The organism is Micropruina sp., from assembly GCF_047602085.1.
Taxonomy (GTDB): Bacteria; Actinomycetota; Actinomycetes; order Propionibacteriales; family Propionibacteriaceae; genus Micropruina.
The window spans coordinates 152,096-169,462 of record NZ_JASGID010000006.1 but is presented as its reverse complement, the minus strand read 5'-3'; the positions used below and the strand labels follow the sequence as shown (position 1 = coordinate 169,462).

Sequence of the window (17,367 nt, the reverse complement as noted above, 5' to 3'; positions counted from 1 at the left end):
GCCCACGAAACGAATTCTCGTCCAGCAAGGCCGCACGCTCTCAGCTCAAAGCCCCGCGCGCCGGTGGATCCAGCCGGTCCGACCGCGGTTCGGCGACGTCACCGGTCAGCGACGCGGGTTCAGCACGTCGATGACGAAGTCGTCCATGCCGTCGCCCCAGGCCGCCCGCAGCCGGTCGCCGAAGCTGCCGGCGGCAGCCTCGGGATCGTCCGCGGCGCTGATCGCCCGGCCCACCGCGACCCGCCGGGCACCGGCCTCAAGCACCTGATCGAGGGTGTCGAGCGTGATGCCGCCAATGGCGAACCACGGCTTGGCCCCGGCCGCGTGCGGCGGCGCGGCTCTGGCCGCGTGCCGCACCAGGTCGAGGCCCGGCGGCCGCCCGAACAGCGGTAACCCACCGAAAGCAGGCCCGACGCTCAGATAGTCGATGTCGTCATCGGCCAGTGCGGCGTCCACGTCTGCGACCGTGTAGCAGGATCGGCCCAGTTTGGCCCAGCGGTGCACGTAGCGACGCGCCTTCGCGGCGTCAGGGCGTCCCTTCGGCAGATGCAGCACGTCAGCGCCGAACTCGCGGGCCAACTCGGGGTCGGCGTACACCGACACCAGCCCCTGCCGGCGCAGCGCCGCCGTGCGCAGCACGTCGAGCGCCGAGAGTTTGTCACTGTCGGACGCCCGCTCGTCTCGCAACTGCACCACGTCGACCCCAGCACCCATGACGCCCGCCGCGAAGGCGCTCAGATCACCCGTGGTTCGCCGCGCGTCGGTGACGCACAGCAACCTGGCGAGCCGCAGCCGCACATCGATTCCCCGCAGTGCTGTCACGGCCGCCAGCCTAATCGGCCGCCATCGGCCGGCGCATGCTTGATCGGCCCCGCCTCACCGACGGCACGATCCGCTCCGCCCCGGCGGGTCGCCGACCGGTCGGCACTGGGGCCGACCTAGACTCACCGACAGGTCTGGACGGCCTGACTTCCCCTGACTTGTCCGGAGCGATGGTGACCACTGTGAGCACGAGCGACCCCTTGGTGGGGCAGCTTCTGGACGGCCGTTACGCCATTTCGCGCAAGCTCGCGCGCGGCGGCATGGCGACGGTGTACCTCGCCGACGACCAGCGCCTCACCCGCACCGTGGCGATCAAGGTGATGCATGAGGGGTTGGGTGACGACCAGGACTTCATCGGCAAATTCGACCGCGAGGCCCGCGCCGCGGCCCGGCTGTCGCACCCGAATGTAGTGTCGGTGTTCGACCAGGGCCTGCACCACGGTCGTCCGTACATCGTGATGGAGTACGTCGAGGGCTGCACGCTGCGGCACATGATCACCCGCGAAGGCTCGTTCAGCCCCGAGCGCGCCCTCGAATTGCTCATTCCGGTCACCAGCGCGGTCGCCGCGGCCCACGAATCGGGGCTGATCCACCGCGACATCAAGCCCGAGAACGTGCTGATCAGCGACCGCGGCCAGATCAAGGTGGCCGATTTCGGCCTGGCCCGGGCCGTGTCGGCGCAGACCGCCACGGCCACCGGCATGCTGATCGGCACCGTCAGCTACATCGCCCCCGAACTGGTCACCCACGGCAAGGCCGACCCGCGCTGCGACGTGTACGCGCTGGGCGTAGTGCTCTACGAGTTACTCACCGGCAGCAAGCCGCACACCGGTGACAACCCGATCCAGGTCGCCTACGCGCACGTGCACAAGGCCATTCCGGCCCCCTCGAGCGCAGTGAAGACCTCCTGGCGCGAGTCGCGCAATGGCATCCCGCCCTACCTGGACGCGCTGGTCACCAGCGCCGCCGCCCGTCAGTCGGCCGACCGCCCGACCGATGCCCGGGTGTTGCTCGACCACCTGCGCCAGGCCCGCGAGTCGCTCGATCGGGGCGTCATGGACGACCCGGCGCTGACCGCGCGCATGCGGCGCACCACGCTCGACCCCGAGAACCACATCACCGAGCCGGTGCCCGGCCTGCGCGAGGCCGGCGGCGACGACCGCACGCCGACTCTGCGGTTCACCCCCTCGACGCCGGTCAGCCCCGGCTTTCCTGAGATCACCGACGGCATGCCGTACTACGACGGCCCGGTCGAGCAGCCCGCGACCGCGGCCCGCCCACGGCGACGCTGGCTGGGCTTGATCACGGGGCTGCTCGCTCTTGTGCTGGTCGGCAGCGGGTTGTGGTGGGCGTTCGCCGGTCAGTACACCTCGACCCCGGTGCTGGGCCAGTTGAACCAGGCGCAGGCCAAGGCCGCGGCGACGCAGTCCGGGCTGCTGATCAGCTTCGAGAGCGAGTTCTCAGAAGACGTGCCGTCCGGCCTGGTGGTGCACACCGACCCGGCCGCCGGCGAACGCATCGTGCACGGCGGCACGGTCACGGCATACCTGTCGAAGGGCCCGGAACGCTACACGGTGCCCGCCCTGCGAGGCCTCGACCTACCCACGGCAACCGACAGCCTGACCCGGCTGCACCTGACCGTCGGCGCCGTCACCCAGGCCTTCGACGACGACGTCGAGACCGGCAAGGTGGTCAGCAGTTCGTACGCCGAGGGCACTCCGCTCAAGCCGGGCACCGCGGTCGATCTGGTGCTCAGCCAGGGCCCGGCCCCGGTCACCCTCGCCGACTGGACCCAGAAATCTGCCGCCGACGCCGCCAAGGCCCTCAAGGCACAGGGCCTTGTGGTGAAAACCACCAAACAGAACGACGCCGCGATCGACAAGGGCGATGTGATCAGTCAGACGCCGGCAGCCGGCGAGGTGCACCGTGGCGACACGGTCAATCTGGTGGTCAGCAAGGGCCCGGTGATGAAGGTGATCCCGCGCACCCGCGGTCTGTCGCTCGAGCGTGCCCGCGAGATTCTGACCAGCGCCGGGTTCAAGGTGCAGGTGAACCGCCTGATCAACTTCGGCTTCGACCTGGTGCAGAGCACCAATCCATCGGCGGGCACCAAAGTCGCCGAGGGCTCGACCATCACGGTCAACCTGGTCTAGGGAAGTGCTTTTTCCGCTGGTCGAACGTGTCGAGACCTCAAACGGAGTGCTCTGGCTAAGGGTTTCGACAAGCTCAAAACCAGCGAGGGTTGCTGAGCCCTCGGCCGGCTTGCTCGCTCACCCGTGCCGGGCAATGTCGTACCACTCCGGTGCCGCCGCGCGCGGCGACCCGGACGACGATGCCAGACTCATTGCGCCATTCACACCGGCGGGGTAGCAACGCGTGCCCTTCTGAGAAGATCGACTATGGGTTTTTGGGACTTCTTCTGGCTGTTGATCTGGGCCGTGCTGTTCATCGGCTACCTGATCGTGCTCTTCCAGATCGTGATCGACGTATTTCGCAACGACGGCCTGAACGGCATGGCCAAGGCGGTCTGGGTCGTTGCCCTGCTGGTGGTGCCCGCGCTGACCGGCATCGTCTACCTGATCGTGCACGGAAGCGGCATGACCGCACGGCAACGCGCCGGGAACCGACCGGCGCCCGAGCCGAGCGACGACTACGTGCGCATCGTGCAGGCCCCCAATCCAGCCGACCAGATCAGCCAGGCCAAGGCGCTGCTCGATTCCGGCGCGATCACCGAGGCCGAGTACGTCACGCTGAAGGCGAAGGCGCTGGGTTGAGCGGGTCTCCACGCTGAGCCGGCAACGACCGGCAAACGACGCGCTGGATCGGGCACCCAGGGTGGTGCACGATCCAGGTCGAGGTTGAGAGATTCCGCAGGTAGCGCTGACCTTTCGCCGGTCGAGCCTGTCGAGACCTCCTATATGAGGCTCTCACGAGGGGTTTCGACACGCTCAACCAGCGGTGGGTTGCGGTGATCAGCGCTTCCCTACAGCGTCCAGGGCTTGCCGGCGCGCAGGTCATGCATCTGCGTGGCGGTCATCGCCTCCAGGCGTCCATAGATCAGCTTCACGCCCCGTTCGTGCAGCAGTCCGTCGTGAATCGGAAAGCCGTCGGCCGCGTTCACCGCGCGGGCGAAATCGATCGTCTCTTTCATTGCTGCCCACGGGCCGTAGGCCGGCACCGCGAGCACGTCGATGCCCAGCGGCACCGTGGCCAGCGAGTCGCCGGGGTGAAACAAAGTCGGCTCGCCTGCGGCGCTGATCACCAGCCCGACGTTGCCGATCTGCGGAATATCGCGGTGAATGACCGCGTGCAGGCCGCCCACCGCGTCGACTCTCACCGCACCCAGGTCGATGCTGCCATCGGCGGCCAGCGGTTCGCCCCGCTCGCCCAGGTCGACAGCCTTGAGCACCTGCGGTTCGACGTGCACGGCCGCCTGTGGATTGTTGGCCAGCAGGCCGCCGACCTGCTCGGGGTCGATGTGGTCGGGGTGCTGATGAGTGACCAGCACGGCATCCAGATCGCGCAGGTTGTGCCAGGCACTGCTGAAGTTGCCCGGGTCGATCAGAATGCGTCGGTCGGCTACCTCGACGAGTACGGCTGCGTGGCCGAGATGGGTGAGCTGCATGCCTTCACCCTATGCATTCCCCTGCTCCAGGCAACAGCGTGCGGTCGCCCACGCACCCGGCGACGCCTGACTCCACCACACGACGGCAGGCGGCGGATCAGAAGTCCTCCACCCGGTATTCCTGCACCGGGTTGACCCGCTTGATCCGACCGTCGGTGAGTCGTTCGGCGATCTGAAAGGCCAACTCCAGCGACTGGTTGCGGTTCAGCCTCGGGTCGCAGGCGGTTTCGTAACGGTTGGGCAGGTCGGCCTCGGCCAGGGCGTCCGCCACCCCGCCCACGCATTCGGTGACGTCGTCGCCGGTCAGCTCCATGTGCACGCCGCCGGGCCAGGTGCCCAGTTCCTCGTGCACGTCGAAGAAGCCGTTCACCTCGTCGACCACCTGGCTGAACGCCCGGGTCTTGTAGCCGTTGGCCGCCTCGAAGGTGTTGCCGTGCATCGGGTCGCAGATCCACGCCACCTGGCGTCCGGTGGCCTCCACCGCCTCGACGATCGGCGGCAGCGCGTCACGCACCTTGTCGGCGCCCATCCGGGTGATGATCGTCAGCCGGCCCGGCTCATGGCCGGGGTCGAGCGCATCGACCAGCGCCACAGCGGCGGCCGGGCTGGTGGACGGGCCCACCTTGACCCCGAGCGGGTTGCGCAGGTGCCGGGCGAACTCGACGTGAGCCCCGTCCACCTGCCGGGTGCGCTCGCCGAGCCACACCATGTGGGCCGAGGTGTTGTAGGGGGTCTGGGTGCGTGAGTCGACGCGAGTCATGGCGTGCTCGTAGGGGAGCAGCAGCGCCTCGTGCGAGGAGTAGAAGTCGACGGTGCGAAACGCCTGCTTGTCGACGCCGCAGGCCACCATGAAGGCCAACGCCCGCTCGATCTCGTCGGCCAGCGCCTCGTAGCGCGCCTCGACACCGGTATTGCGCACGAAGTCCTGGTTCCAGGTGTGCACGGCGCGCAGGTCGGCGAACCCGCCGGTGACGAACGCGCGAATCAGGTTCAGCGTGGCCGCGGAGTGGTTGTACAGCTCCATCAGCCGGTTCGGATCGTGCGCCCGGGCGGCGGCGGTGAACTCCAGACCGTTCACCGCATCACCGCGGTAGGCGGGCAACTCGACGCCACCGCGGGTCTCGGTGTCTTTGCTGCGCGGCTTGGCGTACTGGCCGGCCAGCCGGCCCAGCTTCACCACAGGCACCTGCGCGGCGTAGGTGAGCACCACCGCCATCGACAGCAGCACCCGCAGCTTGCCGCGAATGTCGAGCGCGGTGCCGTTGTCGAACGTTTCGGCGCAGTCGCCGCCCTGCAACACGAACGCCCGTCCGGCCGCCACGTCGGCGATCTTGGCGCGCAAATCGTCGCACTCGCCCGCGAACACCAACGGCGGACGCTTGCGCAGCTCAGCGATCACCCGACCCAGTAGGTCGGTGTCGGCATAGGTCGGCTGCTGAAGGGGGTGGAGCGCGTGCAGTTGCTCGAGAGAGGGAATCGTCGTCGACACCCGGGTCACAATACGCGGTCGCGACGAACGCCCTGGAACCGGGCATCAGGGCTGGACGGCCTCGCCGTCATCCACTGACCCGCGGCGACTGCGCGAACCCAGCCGCACGTGCTGGCCGCGCTCATGACGCTCACCGCAGGCGCTGATCACCGCTGAGAAACGTGACCAACGCAACCATCGCTGGTTGAGGGTGGCGTCGAAACCCCTACCAAAGGGGTTTCAACACGTTCAAGTGGCGGCGGGCGCGTTGATCAGTACTTCCCCAAAGGATTCCGCAGGTAGGGCTGTCGAGCCCCGCCTGCGCGGAATCTCTATGCCGTCGCGGGCGGGTCGGGTCGCCGGGTCTTGATGCCCGGACGCTCCAGAATGCGCGCGTCCGCCTCGGCACCGGTCAGCGAACCGCTCTTCACCGAGGTGCCATAGGCCTCGATGTAGGTCTGCCCCGACAACGCGTGAATGCCGGCCATCACCTGGTCGGTCACCCAGCGCAGAACCCGGGGGTCGTCGCCTCGTTCATAGAACTCGCTGAAGTCCAGCGGTTCCCCCACCACCACCACCGGATGATCGATCCACGGCACGCCCGCCCTGCGGGTGAGCTCGCTGTTCTTCATGGCCACCGGCACAACGGGCACCTGCGCGGCCAGCGCCATGCGAGCCACACCGGTCTTGCCCTTGTACAGGCGTCCGTCGGGCGAGCGGGTGCCCTCGGGGTAGATGCCCACACAGCCGCCGTCGGCCAGCACCTGCAGCACCGGGCCGAGCCCGTCCAGCGACGCCCGGCCGCCCGAGCGATCGAGCGGCACCTGGCCCACCGCCTTCAGAAACCAGGCGACCAGCTTCGATAACGGCCCCCGGGTGCCGGCGAACAGTTCGGCCTTGGCGGGAAAGGTGAGCGGGCGCCTGATCATCGCGGGCAGCACCACCGTATCGCCGGCGTCCAGGTGGTTGCTGGCCAGGATCACCCCACCCGAGGCGGGAATGTTGTGTTCATTCTCGACCCGTGCGCGGTAGAGGTACTTGATCACGGGGCGGAACAACAGGTATTTGAACAGCGTGTAGAGCACCGCAACTCCTCGGGAACCGTCGTCGCGACAACCCTAGTGGTGCGCGCCGGCACCCGTCGCCCCGGCCCGGACGGGCGGGTATGCAGCTACCCCTACGATGGCGGCATGCAGGTGCACGAGTTCGCCGAACCGATCGTGCCGGAGGGCCCCGGCGCGGTCGGGGTGCTGTTTCTGCACGGCTTCACCGCCAGCCCCTGGACCCTGCGCGAGTGGGCCAAGCGCACGGCGGCTGCCGGGCACCGGGTGTCGGTACCGCGGCTACCCGGCCACGGCACCGCGTGGCGCGAACTCGAGGTCACCGACGGACGGGACTGGTACGCGGCGGCCGAGCGCGCCTTCCTCGACCTGCGGGCTGTGTGCCCCGTGGTCTTCGTGGCTGGCCTGTCGCTGGGCGGCGCCCTGGCCCTGCGGCTGGCCGAACACCACCCTGACGAGGTGCGGGGACTGATTCTGGTGAACCCGGCGCTGCACGGTAACCCGGAGCTGGCGCTGGTGCCGCTGGCCAAACATCTGGTGCGCACCACCAGCACCATCGGCAGCAGCATCAACAAGCCCGACGTCACCGAGCACGCCTACCCGCGCACCCCGCTGCGGGCGGTGCACGCGATGCTGCGGCTGTGGGGCGACGTGCGGGCCCGGCTCGACCTGGTGTACTGCCCGGTGCTGCTGTTCCGTTCGGCCGTCGATCGAGTGGTGCCGGGCACGTCCGCCGACACGGTGGTCAAACAGGTGTCGTCCGATGAGGTGGTCGAGGTCGTGCTGCACCGGAGCGATCATGTGGCGCCGCTCGATCACGACGCCGAGCTGATCATCGGCGGCACCCTCGACTTCGTGGCCAGGCACGGTGCGTCATGAACCCCCCAGACGCGGACGACACCCGCTTCGACGAGCTGATGGCCCTGGAGTTTCCCGAGGGTCTGGTGCCGACCGATCCAGGCCCGTCGCCGCCGCATGGCAACCCCGCAGGGGCACCGCGTCCGACGCCGCCGTCCGCCGATCCGGTGACGAACGAAGACCCTGCCCACGAGCCGGACGACCCGGCACCCACCGGGTTTCGCAGGTGGGTGCCGCCGGAAGAGCCCGACGAGCCATTCGTGCCGCCGCCCGCTCCCCCGGCCGGTCGTTGGACGCCGGCCGGAATCAGCGCGGCCGTGCTGGTGGTGCTGCCGGTGCTGCTGGTGCTCCTCTCGGCCGTGGGGGTACGGCTGCCGACCTTCGTCTCGGGCCTGGCCGGTCTCGGCTTCGTGATCGGCGTGGTGTTGATGCTGCACCGGTTGCGCAAACGTCCGCCCGTGGATGGCGACGGCGCGGTAGTTTAAGCACCGCTGGCCAGCACAACCACCGCTGGTTGAGCGTGTCCGAATCCCTCGCGAGAGCACTCCGTTGGAGGTCTCGACACGCTCGACCGGCGAAAAGTCAGCGCTTCCCCACTAGCGCAGCCGAGCCAGGGCGCGGTGATACCAGCCCAGTACCTGGGCATCGCTGATCGTGCCGGCGCCGGCGTTGCGCGCCTCGGCTTCGGCAAGCACCGCAGTCCAGCCCACCTGCTGCACCATCGCAGCGACCGCCACCTGTGCCAAGGCATAGCTGGCCGGGTCACCGTCAGCGGTGTCGGGCAGCGTGCCGGGCAGGGCACGTTCGGCCGCCTCACGAGCCAGCGTGGCGTTCGACGCCGCCACGTCCACGTGGGCCTGGGCGGTGAGTTCTTCGGCGATGCCCTCAAGCAGCCAGCCGGGCGTGCCAGTAAGCCGAGGGGAGCGCATGCCGGCGTGCACCGCCTCGTGGGTGATCGTTGCCGCGTCGGTTTCGGGCGCGGTCGGCGCGACGGGGTTCACCACCACCCGCACCCCTGCACTGTCTGCGGTGCCGGGCACCACGCTCACCGCGGCGGTCACCTCGGCACCGCTGCCGGCATAGCGGGCGAAGCCGGTCAATTCACCCGGCACGAGCACCACCAGCGGCGCCGGCAGCGGCAGGGCCGGGGGCCGCACCCGGCGCAGCGCGTCGAGACCGGCCCGGGCTGCCGTCAGCCAGCGGGTCGACCCGACAGCGGTCGCCGCGGCCAGCACCACCTCATCGGTGGCGTCGATCAGCAGCGGGCCGTCCAGCCATTCGGTGCCGGTGCTGGCCGGCGCCAAGTTCGCAACCAGCCCACCGCTGGCGCTGAGCACCGCCAGGCTGACCACCGCGGGTTCGGCCGGTAGGTTCCAGCGCACCTGCAATCTGTCGGGCTGGGGCGCACTGAACACGGCTCCGGTGCCGCCGAGGTGTGCGAACACGCGCTCGGCCAGGGACTGCGCCCCTGCGTCGGCGGCGAACAGGGCGAGAAAGCCGGCCCGATCGCGCGCCGCCAGCCGATCACCCAGGGCAGCCGCCCGCTCAGCAGCGGTGAGCCCGGACGCCGCCGAACAGGCGCCCAACAGCGGTGCGGCCAGCGCCAGCGGCCCGCTCAGCAGCAGGGCGCGGCGTAACCGATCAACCGACGACGCGGCGGGCACCCTGGTACGCCGGGTACGAGTCCAGCCGGGTGATCTCGAGGTCGTTACGGGGGTTGCGGGCGTGCACGAACAGTCCGTTGCCCATGTACATGCCGACGTGGTGGATCGGGTTGTAGAAGAACAGCAGGTCACCCGGCTTGAGTTCGCTGCGCGCAACCGGCCGTCCGACGCTGAACTGCGCCCGCGACGAGTGCGGCAGCGAGATGCCGACCGAACGATAGGAGGCGACCATCAGCCCCGAGCAGTCGAACGTGGTGGGCCCCTCGGAGCCCCACACGTACTGGCCGATCTTCACCTTCGAAACCGCGTACTTCACCGCCGCCAGCGCGCGGGCGTTGGCCGAGGCGTCGTCGATCAACGAGTCGCGCGCGTCGTCGCGCGACACCGAATCGTCGTCGGCGTTGAGCCGCTGGCGTTCCTGCTCGGTGAGCTGGTCGACCAGCCGCTGGCCCTCCAGGAGCTTCTTCTCGAGCTCGTCGTGCAGCGCCCCGAACCGCCGCTCTTCGGCGGCCAGGGTGGTGACCTGGTCGTTCGCGGAACGCTGCAGGTCGGACAGGTTCGCCTGCTGAGCCTGGTAGTCCTGCAGCAGGGAGTTCAGGTTGGCATCGACCCGCCCCATGGTGGACAGGTCAGACAGGAAGGCGTCGGGGTCGGGCGAGGTGACCAACTGAATGGTGATGTCGACGCCGCGGTTCTGAAACCGGCTCAGCGCCACCTGCTGCGCCTGGGAACGCAAGGCGTCAACCTTGCGCTGCTGCTCGGCGATGTCGGCGTTGAGGGTGGCCACCTTCTGCTTGCCCTGATCGAGCTGTAGCTTCAACTCGGCCCACTGCTCGCCCAGTTCGCTCTGCCGCTGTTCGATCTTGTCGAGTTGGGCCTTAGCGTCGTCGAGGGTGGGGTCAGCGGACGCCGGTCGTGCGCCCGGCCCGGCCAGTACCACGGCCAAACCGCACAAGGCCACCAGGCCACCACGAACAACTGTGCGCAGACGCACATCGCCTCCAGACGATCGAGAAGGTCAGTTGCTGTGGGGAAGGCCAGCAGAAACCAGACTGAGAAAAGGCTAAACGACGCCCTGATCAGATTCAAACCAGCGTTCGTTCGGCTCGATCGGTGGCCGTCGACCCACCGATCTGACCAATCGTAGCGGCGGCAACAAGCCCGCCTGCGTCATCGCCCGCAGGGCACTCACCTCGTCGCCCTCGAGTTCAACCACACCCTCGTTGGGCCCGAGCAGTGCGGTGACCATGCAATCGCCACAAGCAGGGCCGCGCACCGCGCACGAGCCGCATTCGATCCTCACCATGTGCATGGGCAACAGTCTGTGGCCCACCACAGACAGTTTTCGATCACCCGTTCGCACAGCAGGGTCGCACAGAACCGTCGGTGGCCGCCGCTAGCGTCCCGACCATGATCTCGCTGCCCGCGCAACCGACCATCGACGACCTGGGTACGCCTCTGGCCCACGTGACCTTCTGCGTGGTCGACCTCGAGACCACCGGCGGAGGGCTCGACGACCGGGTCACCGAGATCGGTGCGGTCACAGTGCGCGGCGGGGCGGTGCTCGGCGAATTCCAGACGTTGGTGAACCCTCGCACCCACATTCCGCCACTGATCGCCGTGCTCACCGGCATCACCGACTCGATGGTGGCCGACGCCCCGCGACTGTCGTCGGTGCTGCCGGGCTTTCTGGAGTTCTCGCGCCGGTGCGTCCTGGTGGCGCACAACGCCGGCTTCGACATCGGCTTTCTCAAGCGTGCGTGCGCCGAGTTCGGCTACGAATGGCCCAACCCGACCGTCATCGACACGGTGTCGCTGGCCCGCCAGGCGCTGCTCCGCGACGAGGTGCGCAACCACAAGCTGGCCACCCTGGCCCAGTATTTCCGCGCCGCGACCGCGCCTGATCACCGCGCGCTCACCGACGCCCGCGCCACCGTGACGGTGCTGCACGGGCTGCTGGAGCGGGTCGGCAACCTGGGCGTCCACACGGTCGAGGATCTGCTCGAGTTCACCCGCCGGGTGTCCCCGCAGCGCCGCGCCAAACGAACCTGGGCGGCCGACCTGCCCCGCACCCCCGGGGTGTACTGGTTCGTGGCCGACGGCCGAGACGCGGCCGGCCGGGCCAGACGTCAGGTGCTCTACGTCGGCAAGAGCCGCAATCTTGCGGCCCGGGTGCGCAGCTATTTCACCGCCGCCGAAACCCGTCCGCGCATCGACGAGATGGTGCGGGTCTCGACCGGCGTCGAACACCTGGAGTGCCGCACCGAACTCGAGGCCGAAGTGCTCGAACTGCGGCTGATCGCCGCGCATGCACCGCGGTACAACCGACGCTCGAAATTTCCCGAGCGGAGAGTCTGGCTCAAGCTCACCCGCGAGCCCTTCCCACGGTTGTCGATCGTGCGGCAGTGCCTCGACGACGGCGCCGACTACTTCGGCCCGTTCAGTCGCCGCAGCGGTGCCGAGTCCGTCCGGGCAGCGCTCTACGACGCCTTTCCGATTCGCCAGTGCACCACCCGGCTGTCACCCAGACGGCCCAGCAGCGCCTGCGTGCTGGGCGAGTTGGGCAAATGCCTGGCGCCCTGCCAACTGGCCATCACGCCGTCACAATACGGCGAGCTGGTCGATCAGGTGCGAGCCAGCCTCACCACCGACATCCGGCCCGTGCTCACCGCGGCGCAGGGTCGGCTGGCCACACTGATCCAGCGCGAGCGGTTCGAGGACGCTGCAGTGGTCACCGCGCGGCTGTCGGGCTTTGCCACCAGCGCGCTACGCCACCACCGCGTGGCCAGCCTGGCCAGATGCCCCCAGATAGTGGCGGCCTACCGGCAGGCCGGCAACTGGGAGATCCACGTCATTCGCTACGGACGACTCGCCGCAACGGCCCGGGCCCGTCCGGGCGACGTGCCACAAGCTGTGGCCCGCGCCGCGATCGCCGCCGCCGAACACGTTGAGGCGCCGGTCGCCCCGCAGCCGGCCGCCACCATCGAAGAGACCGAACGCATCGCCGCCTGGCTGGAACGTCCCGGCGTTCGGCTGATCGAGATCGAGGGCCAGTGGAGCTGGCCGCTGCACATCGGGCTGGCCGACGGCGAACTGGCGCGGCACGCCCTGCCCCGCGCGGCCCCGGCTGCCGGTGCTGAAACGTCGGAGCGCACGCCCGATCCGATCGTTGGGGAAAAGCCGATTCTCGCTGGTCGAGCCTGTCGAGACCTCAAATAGAGCGCTCTCATTAGGGGTTTCGACACGCTCAACCGGCGATAGCGCACGTCCAGTCAGCTACCGAAGCCCGGCGGAATCGATCTCGAGCCCGAACCAGCCGGAGCCGTGTTGAACCCGACCGGCGAGATCCGTCTCGACAAACCGGGCCAGCGGCCCGTGAGCTCAGGCGATGCTGACCGACTCGATCACGACCGGCTCGACCGGACGATCACCGTAACCTGTGCGCACCTGCGCGATCTCGTCGATCACCTTCTGACTGGCCTCGTCGGTCACCTCACCGAAGATGGTGTGCCGCCGGTTCAGGTGCGGGGTGGGCACCACAGTGATGAAGAACTGCGATCCGTTGGTGCCTGGGCCGGCGTTGGCCATCGCCAGCAGATAGGGCCGGTCGAAGCGGAGTTCGGGGTGAAACTCGTCACCGAACTGGTAGCCGGGGCCACCACGTCCGCTGCCCTGCGGGCAACCGCCCTGAATCATGAAGCCGTCGATGATGCGGTGAAAGATGAGCCCGTCGTAGAAATTGCCCGTGGTGCGGGCCCCGGAGGCGGGGTCGAGGTACTCCTTGGTGCCGGAGGCCAGGCCAACGAAGTTGTCGACGGTCTTGGGCGCCTGGTCGGCGAAGAGTTCGATCACGATGTCACCGTGATTGGTATGCAGGGTCGCGGTCTGCGCCACGTCAGGATTCCTTTCGTTCCGGCGTCCGCGGGCCATCACTGCCCCGCCGCCGAGCGGCTGATGCCGGACCATCCTGACATACCCGGGGCAGCGCCGCGGTTCAGCGCGACACCAGCAGACCGATCGCAATGGCCACCATCACCACCGCGATCGTGGCATCGAGCACCCGCCAGGCGCGCGGGCTCGACAGCCACGGCGACAGCAACCGGGCGGCCAGGCCCAGGCCGAAGAACCACACCACACTCGCCATCACCGCGCCGGCCGCGAACGCCCACCGACCCTCGCCGTGGCTGGTGGCCACCGAACCCAGCAGAAACACCGTGTCGAGGTAAACGTGCGGGTTGAGCCAGGTCAGGGCCAGGCAGGTGAGCACCACCGGCATCGCGCGGGTACCGACAGCCACCGGCACCGAACCGCTGCCGGTCGCGGCGGGGGTGGCGTCCACCGCGAGCGCCTCACCCGAAGGCCGCCAGGCCCGCCTTGCCGCCACCCCGCCATAGCCGATCAGGAAGACAGCCCCGGCCCACCGGACGGCGGTGAGCAGCCACGGCAACGCTTGCAACGCCAGCCCGACCCCCGACACGCCCAGCACGATCAGCACCGCATCGCTGGCGGCACAGATGGCTGCGGTGAGCAGCACGTGCTCGCGGCGCAGCCCTTGCCGCAGCACAAACAGGTTCTGGGCGCCGATCGCCACGATCAGCGAGAACCCCAGACCGAGACCGGCGAGAGCAGCAAGCAGCACCGTCCGACGCTACGAGGTTCCCTGTCATGCAGTCCAGCCGAGAACGCCGACGTCGGTGTCGAGCGGTGCGGGGACTCCTTCGGTTGTCGGCCAGGTCTCGAAAGGGCTCGAGCGGCGGCCGACACCACCTGCACAACCACCGCTGGTTGAGCTTGTCGAAACCCAGCTTGCCCCACCGGCACATCCGAGGTCTCGACAAGCTCGACCGACGATTGATCAGCACTGCCCCCACCGGGGAATGACGCGCAAGCCTGTTCGTGAGCGAGCACCGCCGGGTACGTTGGGTGCCACGCGGTATAGCCGCGACCGACCCAACCACTGGAGGAACAGTGAAGCGACCCAAGCCGCTGAAGGCCGTCGAATCGACCGCCGCGTCAGCCGCAGATTCCGGGCAGGCGATACTCGACGACGCGGTGCAGCGCATCACCCCGTTGGTCGAGCACGCCGGCGATTACGTCGAGGAGGCCCGCAAGCGTGGCGTCGAGTTCGCCACAGACACCTACGACCGTGTGCAGCCGGCCCTCGCAGAGGCCCGTAAGCGCAGCGCCGAGTTCGCCACAGACACCTACGAGCGTCTTGAGCCCATCCTGAAGGACGCCTACGACCGCGTCGAACCCACCTTCAAGGGCGCGGGCACGTTGGCCGCCGAGACCTACGAGCGGGTGCAACCGGCCATCAAGCAGGCCACCAAACGCAGTGCAAAGCTCGCGGCCGACACCTTCGACAAGGTGCAGCCGGCCCTGGACGACGCACTCGACCGGGTCACCCCGGCTGTCGACGACGCTGTGCAGAAGGTTCGTCCGGTGGTCGACGAGACCCTGCAGAAGGTTGCTCCCACCGTCGATGTGGCTCGCGATCGCGTGCAGAACGACTTTCTGCCTTGGTTGGCAGCGGCCCTGTACAAGGCGGCCGACCTGGTCAAGGAAGAGGAGGTGGCACCCCAGCCCAAGCAGCGCAGCGTGGCCAAGACGATCGGCCTGATCGCCCTGGCCGGTGCTGTCCTGGCAGGCGTGGTCTACGCCGTCCGGCGCCTGCTGGCACCGGCGGATTCGGGTTGGGAGACCCATGAGCCGTCGAGGCCCTACGTGGCCGATCCGGTAGCCGACGTGGTCGACAAGGCCAAGGACGCAGCCGCCAAGGCCGGCGACGCTGTGGCCGCGGGGGTGGACGACCTGAAGGACGCAACCGCCGACGCGGTCGATCACGCCAAAGCGGCCGTCGCTGACGCCGTCGACGCCGCCAAGGACACGGCCGAAGACGTGAAGCAGGCCGTAGCCGACGCAAGCGACGACGCCCTCGAGTCCGCCGGCGATGCGATCGACGACATCAAGAACGCTGCGGAGGACGCCAAGAAGTCGGTCGAGAACGCAAAGGGTGATGCCTCCCCTTTAGCTGACAGCCCCTACGGCGCGGGATCATACGTGGGGGCCGAACCACCCGAGGGGTTCATCATCAAGGGCAACGAGCGCTCGATGAAGTATCACGTGCAGGGCACCGGTGGCTATGAACGCACGATCACCGACGTGTGGTTCGACAGCGCCGAGGCGGCCGAGCGCGCCGGTTTCGTCCGCGCTCAGCGATAAGGAATCGCTGGTCGAGCTTGTCCAGACCCCGGGCACCTGCTCCGGCAAGGAGTTTCGACAAGCTCAACCAGCGGTGATCGCGTCCGCCAGCGCTCCCCTCGCAGCAACGGGGGTGGTCGCGTTTGCGACCACCCCCGTTCGCGCGCTCAGGGGCCCGCATTCCGGCGACCAGGAAGACAGCGGACTCGCCAAGCATTAGCGGTCGAGTTGGCCGAGGGTCGGCATTGATCAACGCAAGTTCCGCTGGGTGAGCATGAAGCCCCTTGTCAGAAGGTGGTATTCGAGGTCTCGATCAGCGAAATAGGCGTTCCCCGAGACCTCGAAGACGACTCCCGATCCACGTGCCCGACAGGTTCCGCGGGCACGCCTGGACGATCGGCATTTCATAACGATTTGATCACGTTCTCGTCGACGACTCACAAACCACCCCTCGAAAACTGCATTCAAGGGTGTGAAGGCACCTGATTGCGAACCGTCCAGCCAGCCACGGGCGCTGGCTCACCCCTGCGCTGCCGACGCTCACCGAGACTGGGTGCTGGCCGCACCGTTTCGCGCCCACGTCGAGCACACCATTGCCGAGGCCCACGTGCCCTGGCCTGCGTTCGCGGTCGCGAGCAACCTGCCCGTTCCCGCCGTGCACACCCTGCTCTTCGGCCGGGGCGGGCGCGCGCTGCGACGGCTCGAGCCGGGCGTAGCCACCCGCATTCTCAAGGTGGGGCCCGCCGACCTCACCCTGCTGCGGATCAGCCAGGTCACGGCCGACCTGGCAGCTGCACGATTGCGAGCCTTGCTTCGCTCGGGCGTGCCGGCCGATCGGGTGGCACGCTGGTGCGACCTCAGCACCGAGCAGATGCTCGCCTTGGCCGACGGCCGCGTGTCCATCTGCTCACGACTCACCGAGGCGCTCGCGGTGGCGGCGGAACGCATGATGTTCGCGCCGGCGCTGGGCCGGCGCGCGGCCTAGGCTGCCACGCATGACCTGGCAGTGGGCAGTGCCGATCGCCGTCGCGATCATGCTCGGCTTGATCGCACAGCCCCTGCTTCGCGCGCTGCCGCCACCCGTCGACGAGCCCGGCGGACGCCCCTACGAGCAGTTGGCCACCGGTGTCTTCGCGGCGACGGCTACGGTGTTGATCGCCCTGGCCGGGACCACGGTGCTGGCCCTCGCGCCCAGGCACGCCTTCGGCTGGGCCGGTCTCGGCACGGCCGGTGTGCTGGCAGCCATGATCGACGCCCGAACCGGCTACCTGCCGGCCCCCGTGATGCGGGCGGGGTGGGCGCTCACCATCATCGGCGCCCTGGCTACGGCAGGCGTCACCGCCGACTGGTCGACGGCAGCCAGGGCCGCCGCCGGCGCCACCGCCACCACGGCGTTGTTCTGGCTGTTCCACCGCTTCGGCGGCGGGTTCGGTTTCGGCGACGTACGGCTGGCGCCCATCGTGGGCGGTGCCGCGGCATCGGTGAGTTGGACGCTGCTCTTCGGGGCACTGATCCTCGGCGGCCTGCTCGGGGTGGCGTGGGGGCTGACCTGGCGAGCACTGGGTCGTGGCAAGGCATTCCCCTACGGACCGGCACTGGTGGCCGGCCCGTATCTGGCCCTGGCCCTGGTGCCGCCGTGACCGCTCAGGCCGGCGCCACGCCGTGGCC

At 68.8% G+C, this 17,367-nt stretch carries 16 protein-coding genes; 8 read left to right on the top strand and 8 right to left on the bottom strand.

What is annotated here, in order from left to right:
* Positions 1–105: 105 nt before the first annotated feature.
* Positions 106–822: a thiamine phosphate synthase gene (locus tag QM721_RS12395; protein WP_415122429.1), complete on the bottom strand. Its 717-nt coding sequence runs from the start codon at positions 820–822 to the stop codon at positions 106–108.
* Between the two features lie 182 nt (positions 823–1,004).
* Here QM721_RS12395 and pknB point away from each other — a divergent pair, with 182 nt between their 5' ends.
* Both pknB and QM721_RS12385 read left to right on the top strand, forming a co-directional pair.
* Positions 1,005–2,975 (top strand): Stk1 family PASTA domain-containing Ser/Thr kinase, encoded by a 1,971-nt coding sequence (pknB, locus tag QM721_RS12390; RefSeq protein ID WP_415122427.1) that lies wholly within the window; start codon positions 1,005–1,007, stop codon positions 2,973–2,975.
* Between the two features lie 246 nt (positions 2,976–3,221).
* The gene (locus QM721_RS12385) at positions 3,222–3,596 is read left to right on the top strand and encodes an SHOCT domain-containing protein (protein ID WP_415122425.1); all 375 of its coding nucleotides are present in this window, start codon (positions 3,222–3,224) and stop codon (positions 3,594–3,596) included.
* A 209-nt stretch (positions 3,597–3,805) separates the two neighbouring features.
* Here QM721_RS12385 and QM721_RS12380 read toward each other — a convergent pair whose 3' ends face one another.
* From QM721_RS12380 to QM721_RS12370, 3 genes are all read right to left on the bottom strand, one after another.
* Positions 3,806–4,447, bottom strand: coding sequence for an MBL fold metallo-hydrolase (locus QM721_RS12380; RefSeq protein WP_415122423.1), 642 nt, complete (start codon positions 4,445–4,447; stop codon positions 3,806–3,808).
* Between the two features lie 97 nt (positions 4,448–4,544).
* Positions 4,545–5,936, bottom strand: coding sequence for a class II 3-deoxy-7-phosphoheptulonate synthase (locus QM721_RS12375; RefSeq protein ID WP_415122421.1), 1,392 nt, complete (start codon positions 5,934–5,936; stop codon positions 4,545–4,547).
* Between the two features lie 311 nt (positions 5,937–6,247).
* Positions 6,248–7,000, bottom strand: a complete 753-nt coding sequence (locus QM721_RS12370; RefSeq protein WP_415122419.1) for a lysophospholipid acyltransferase family protein — start codon at positions 6,998–7,000, stop codon at positions 6,248–6,250.
* 39 nt (positions 7,001–7,039) lie between these two features.
* Between QM721_RS12370 and QM721_RS12365 the strand changes: the two genes are divergently transcribed.
* Both QM721_RS12365 and QM721_RS12360 read left to right on the top strand, forming a co-directional pair.
* Positions 7,040–7,855, top strand: coding sequence for an alpha/beta hydrolase (locus QM721_RS12365; RefSeq protein ID WP_415122417.1), 816 nt, complete (start codon positions 7,040–7,042; stop codon positions 7,853–7,855).
* On the top strand, positions 7,852–8,319 hold the full coding sequence (locus tag QM721_RS12360; RefSeq protein ID WP_415122415.1) for a hypothetical protein: 468 nt from the start codon (positions 7,852–7,854) through the stop codon (positions 8,317–8,319). Before QM721_RS12365 ends, QM721_RS12360 begins: the two co-directional genes overlap by 4 nt.
* Before the next feature lie 111 nt (positions 8,320–8,430).
* Here QM721_RS12360 and QM721_RS12355 read toward each other — a convergent pair whose 3' ends face one another.
* Positions 8,431–9,498: a hypothetical protein gene (locus QM721_RS12355; RefSeq protein WP_415122413.1), complete on the bottom strand. Its 1,068-nt coding sequence runs from the start codon at positions 9,496–9,498 to the stop codon at positions 8,431–8,433.
* Entirely contained in the window at positions 9,476–10,492 is a 1,017-nt protein-coding gene (locus QM721_RS12350; RefSeq protein ID WP_415122411.1) for an NlpC/P60 family protein, read from the bottom strand. The genes QM721_RS12355 and QM721_RS12350 overlap by 23 nt, the downstream gene beginning before the upstream one ends.
* Positions 10,493–10,908: 416 nt before the next feature.
* On the opposite strand from QM721_RS12350, the gene QM721_RS12345 reads away from it, so the two are divergent.
* Complete coding sequence (locus QM721_RS12345; RefSeq protein ID WP_415122409.1) at positions 10,909–12,717, top strand: DEDD exonuclease domain-containing protein; 1,809 nt, start codon at positions 10,909–10,911, stop codon at positions 12,715–12,717.
* Positions 12,718–12,879: 162 nt separating this feature from the next.
* On the opposite strand, the gene QM721_RS12340 is transcribed toward QM721_RS12345, so the two are convergent.
* Complete coding sequence (locus QM721_RS12340; protein ID WP_415122407.1) at positions 12,880–13,392, bottom strand: peptidylprolyl isomerase; 513 nt, start codon at positions 13,390–13,392, stop codon at positions 12,880–12,882.
* Positions 13,393–13,492: 100 nt separating this feature from the next.
* Positions 13,493–14,137: a LysE/ArgO family amino acid transporter gene (locus QM721_RS12335; protein WP_415122405.1), complete on the bottom strand. Its 645-nt coding sequence runs from the start codon at positions 14,135–14,137 to the stop codon at positions 13,493–13,495.
* A 329-nt stretch (positions 14,138–14,466) separates the two neighbouring features.
* Here QM721_RS12335 and QM721_RS12330 point away from each other — a divergent pair, with 329 nt between their 5' ends.
* The 3 genes from QM721_RS12330 (at position 14,467) to QM721_RS12320 (ending at position 17,339) form a co-directional block, all read left to right on the top strand.
* The gene (locus QM721_RS12330) at positions 14,467–15,720 is read left to right on the top strand and encodes a hypothetical protein (protein WP_415122403.1); all 1,254 of its coding nucleotides are present in this window, start codon (positions 14,467–14,469) and stop codon (positions 15,718–15,720) included.
* 532 nt (positions 15,721–16,252) lie between these two features.
* Positions 16,253–16,684 (top strand): hypothetical protein, encoded by a 432-nt coding sequence (locus tag QM721_RS12325; protein WP_415122401.1) that lies wholly within the window; start codon positions 16,253–16,255, stop codon positions 16,682–16,684.
* A gap of 10 nt (positions 16,685–16,694) precedes the next feature.
* Complete coding sequence (locus QM721_RS12320) at positions 16,695–17,339, top strand: prepilin peptidase (RefSeq protein ID WP_415122399.1); 645 nt, start codon at positions 16,695–16,697, stop codon at positions 17,337–17,339.
* The last annotated feature ends 28 nt before the right edge of the window (positions 17,340–17,367 follow it).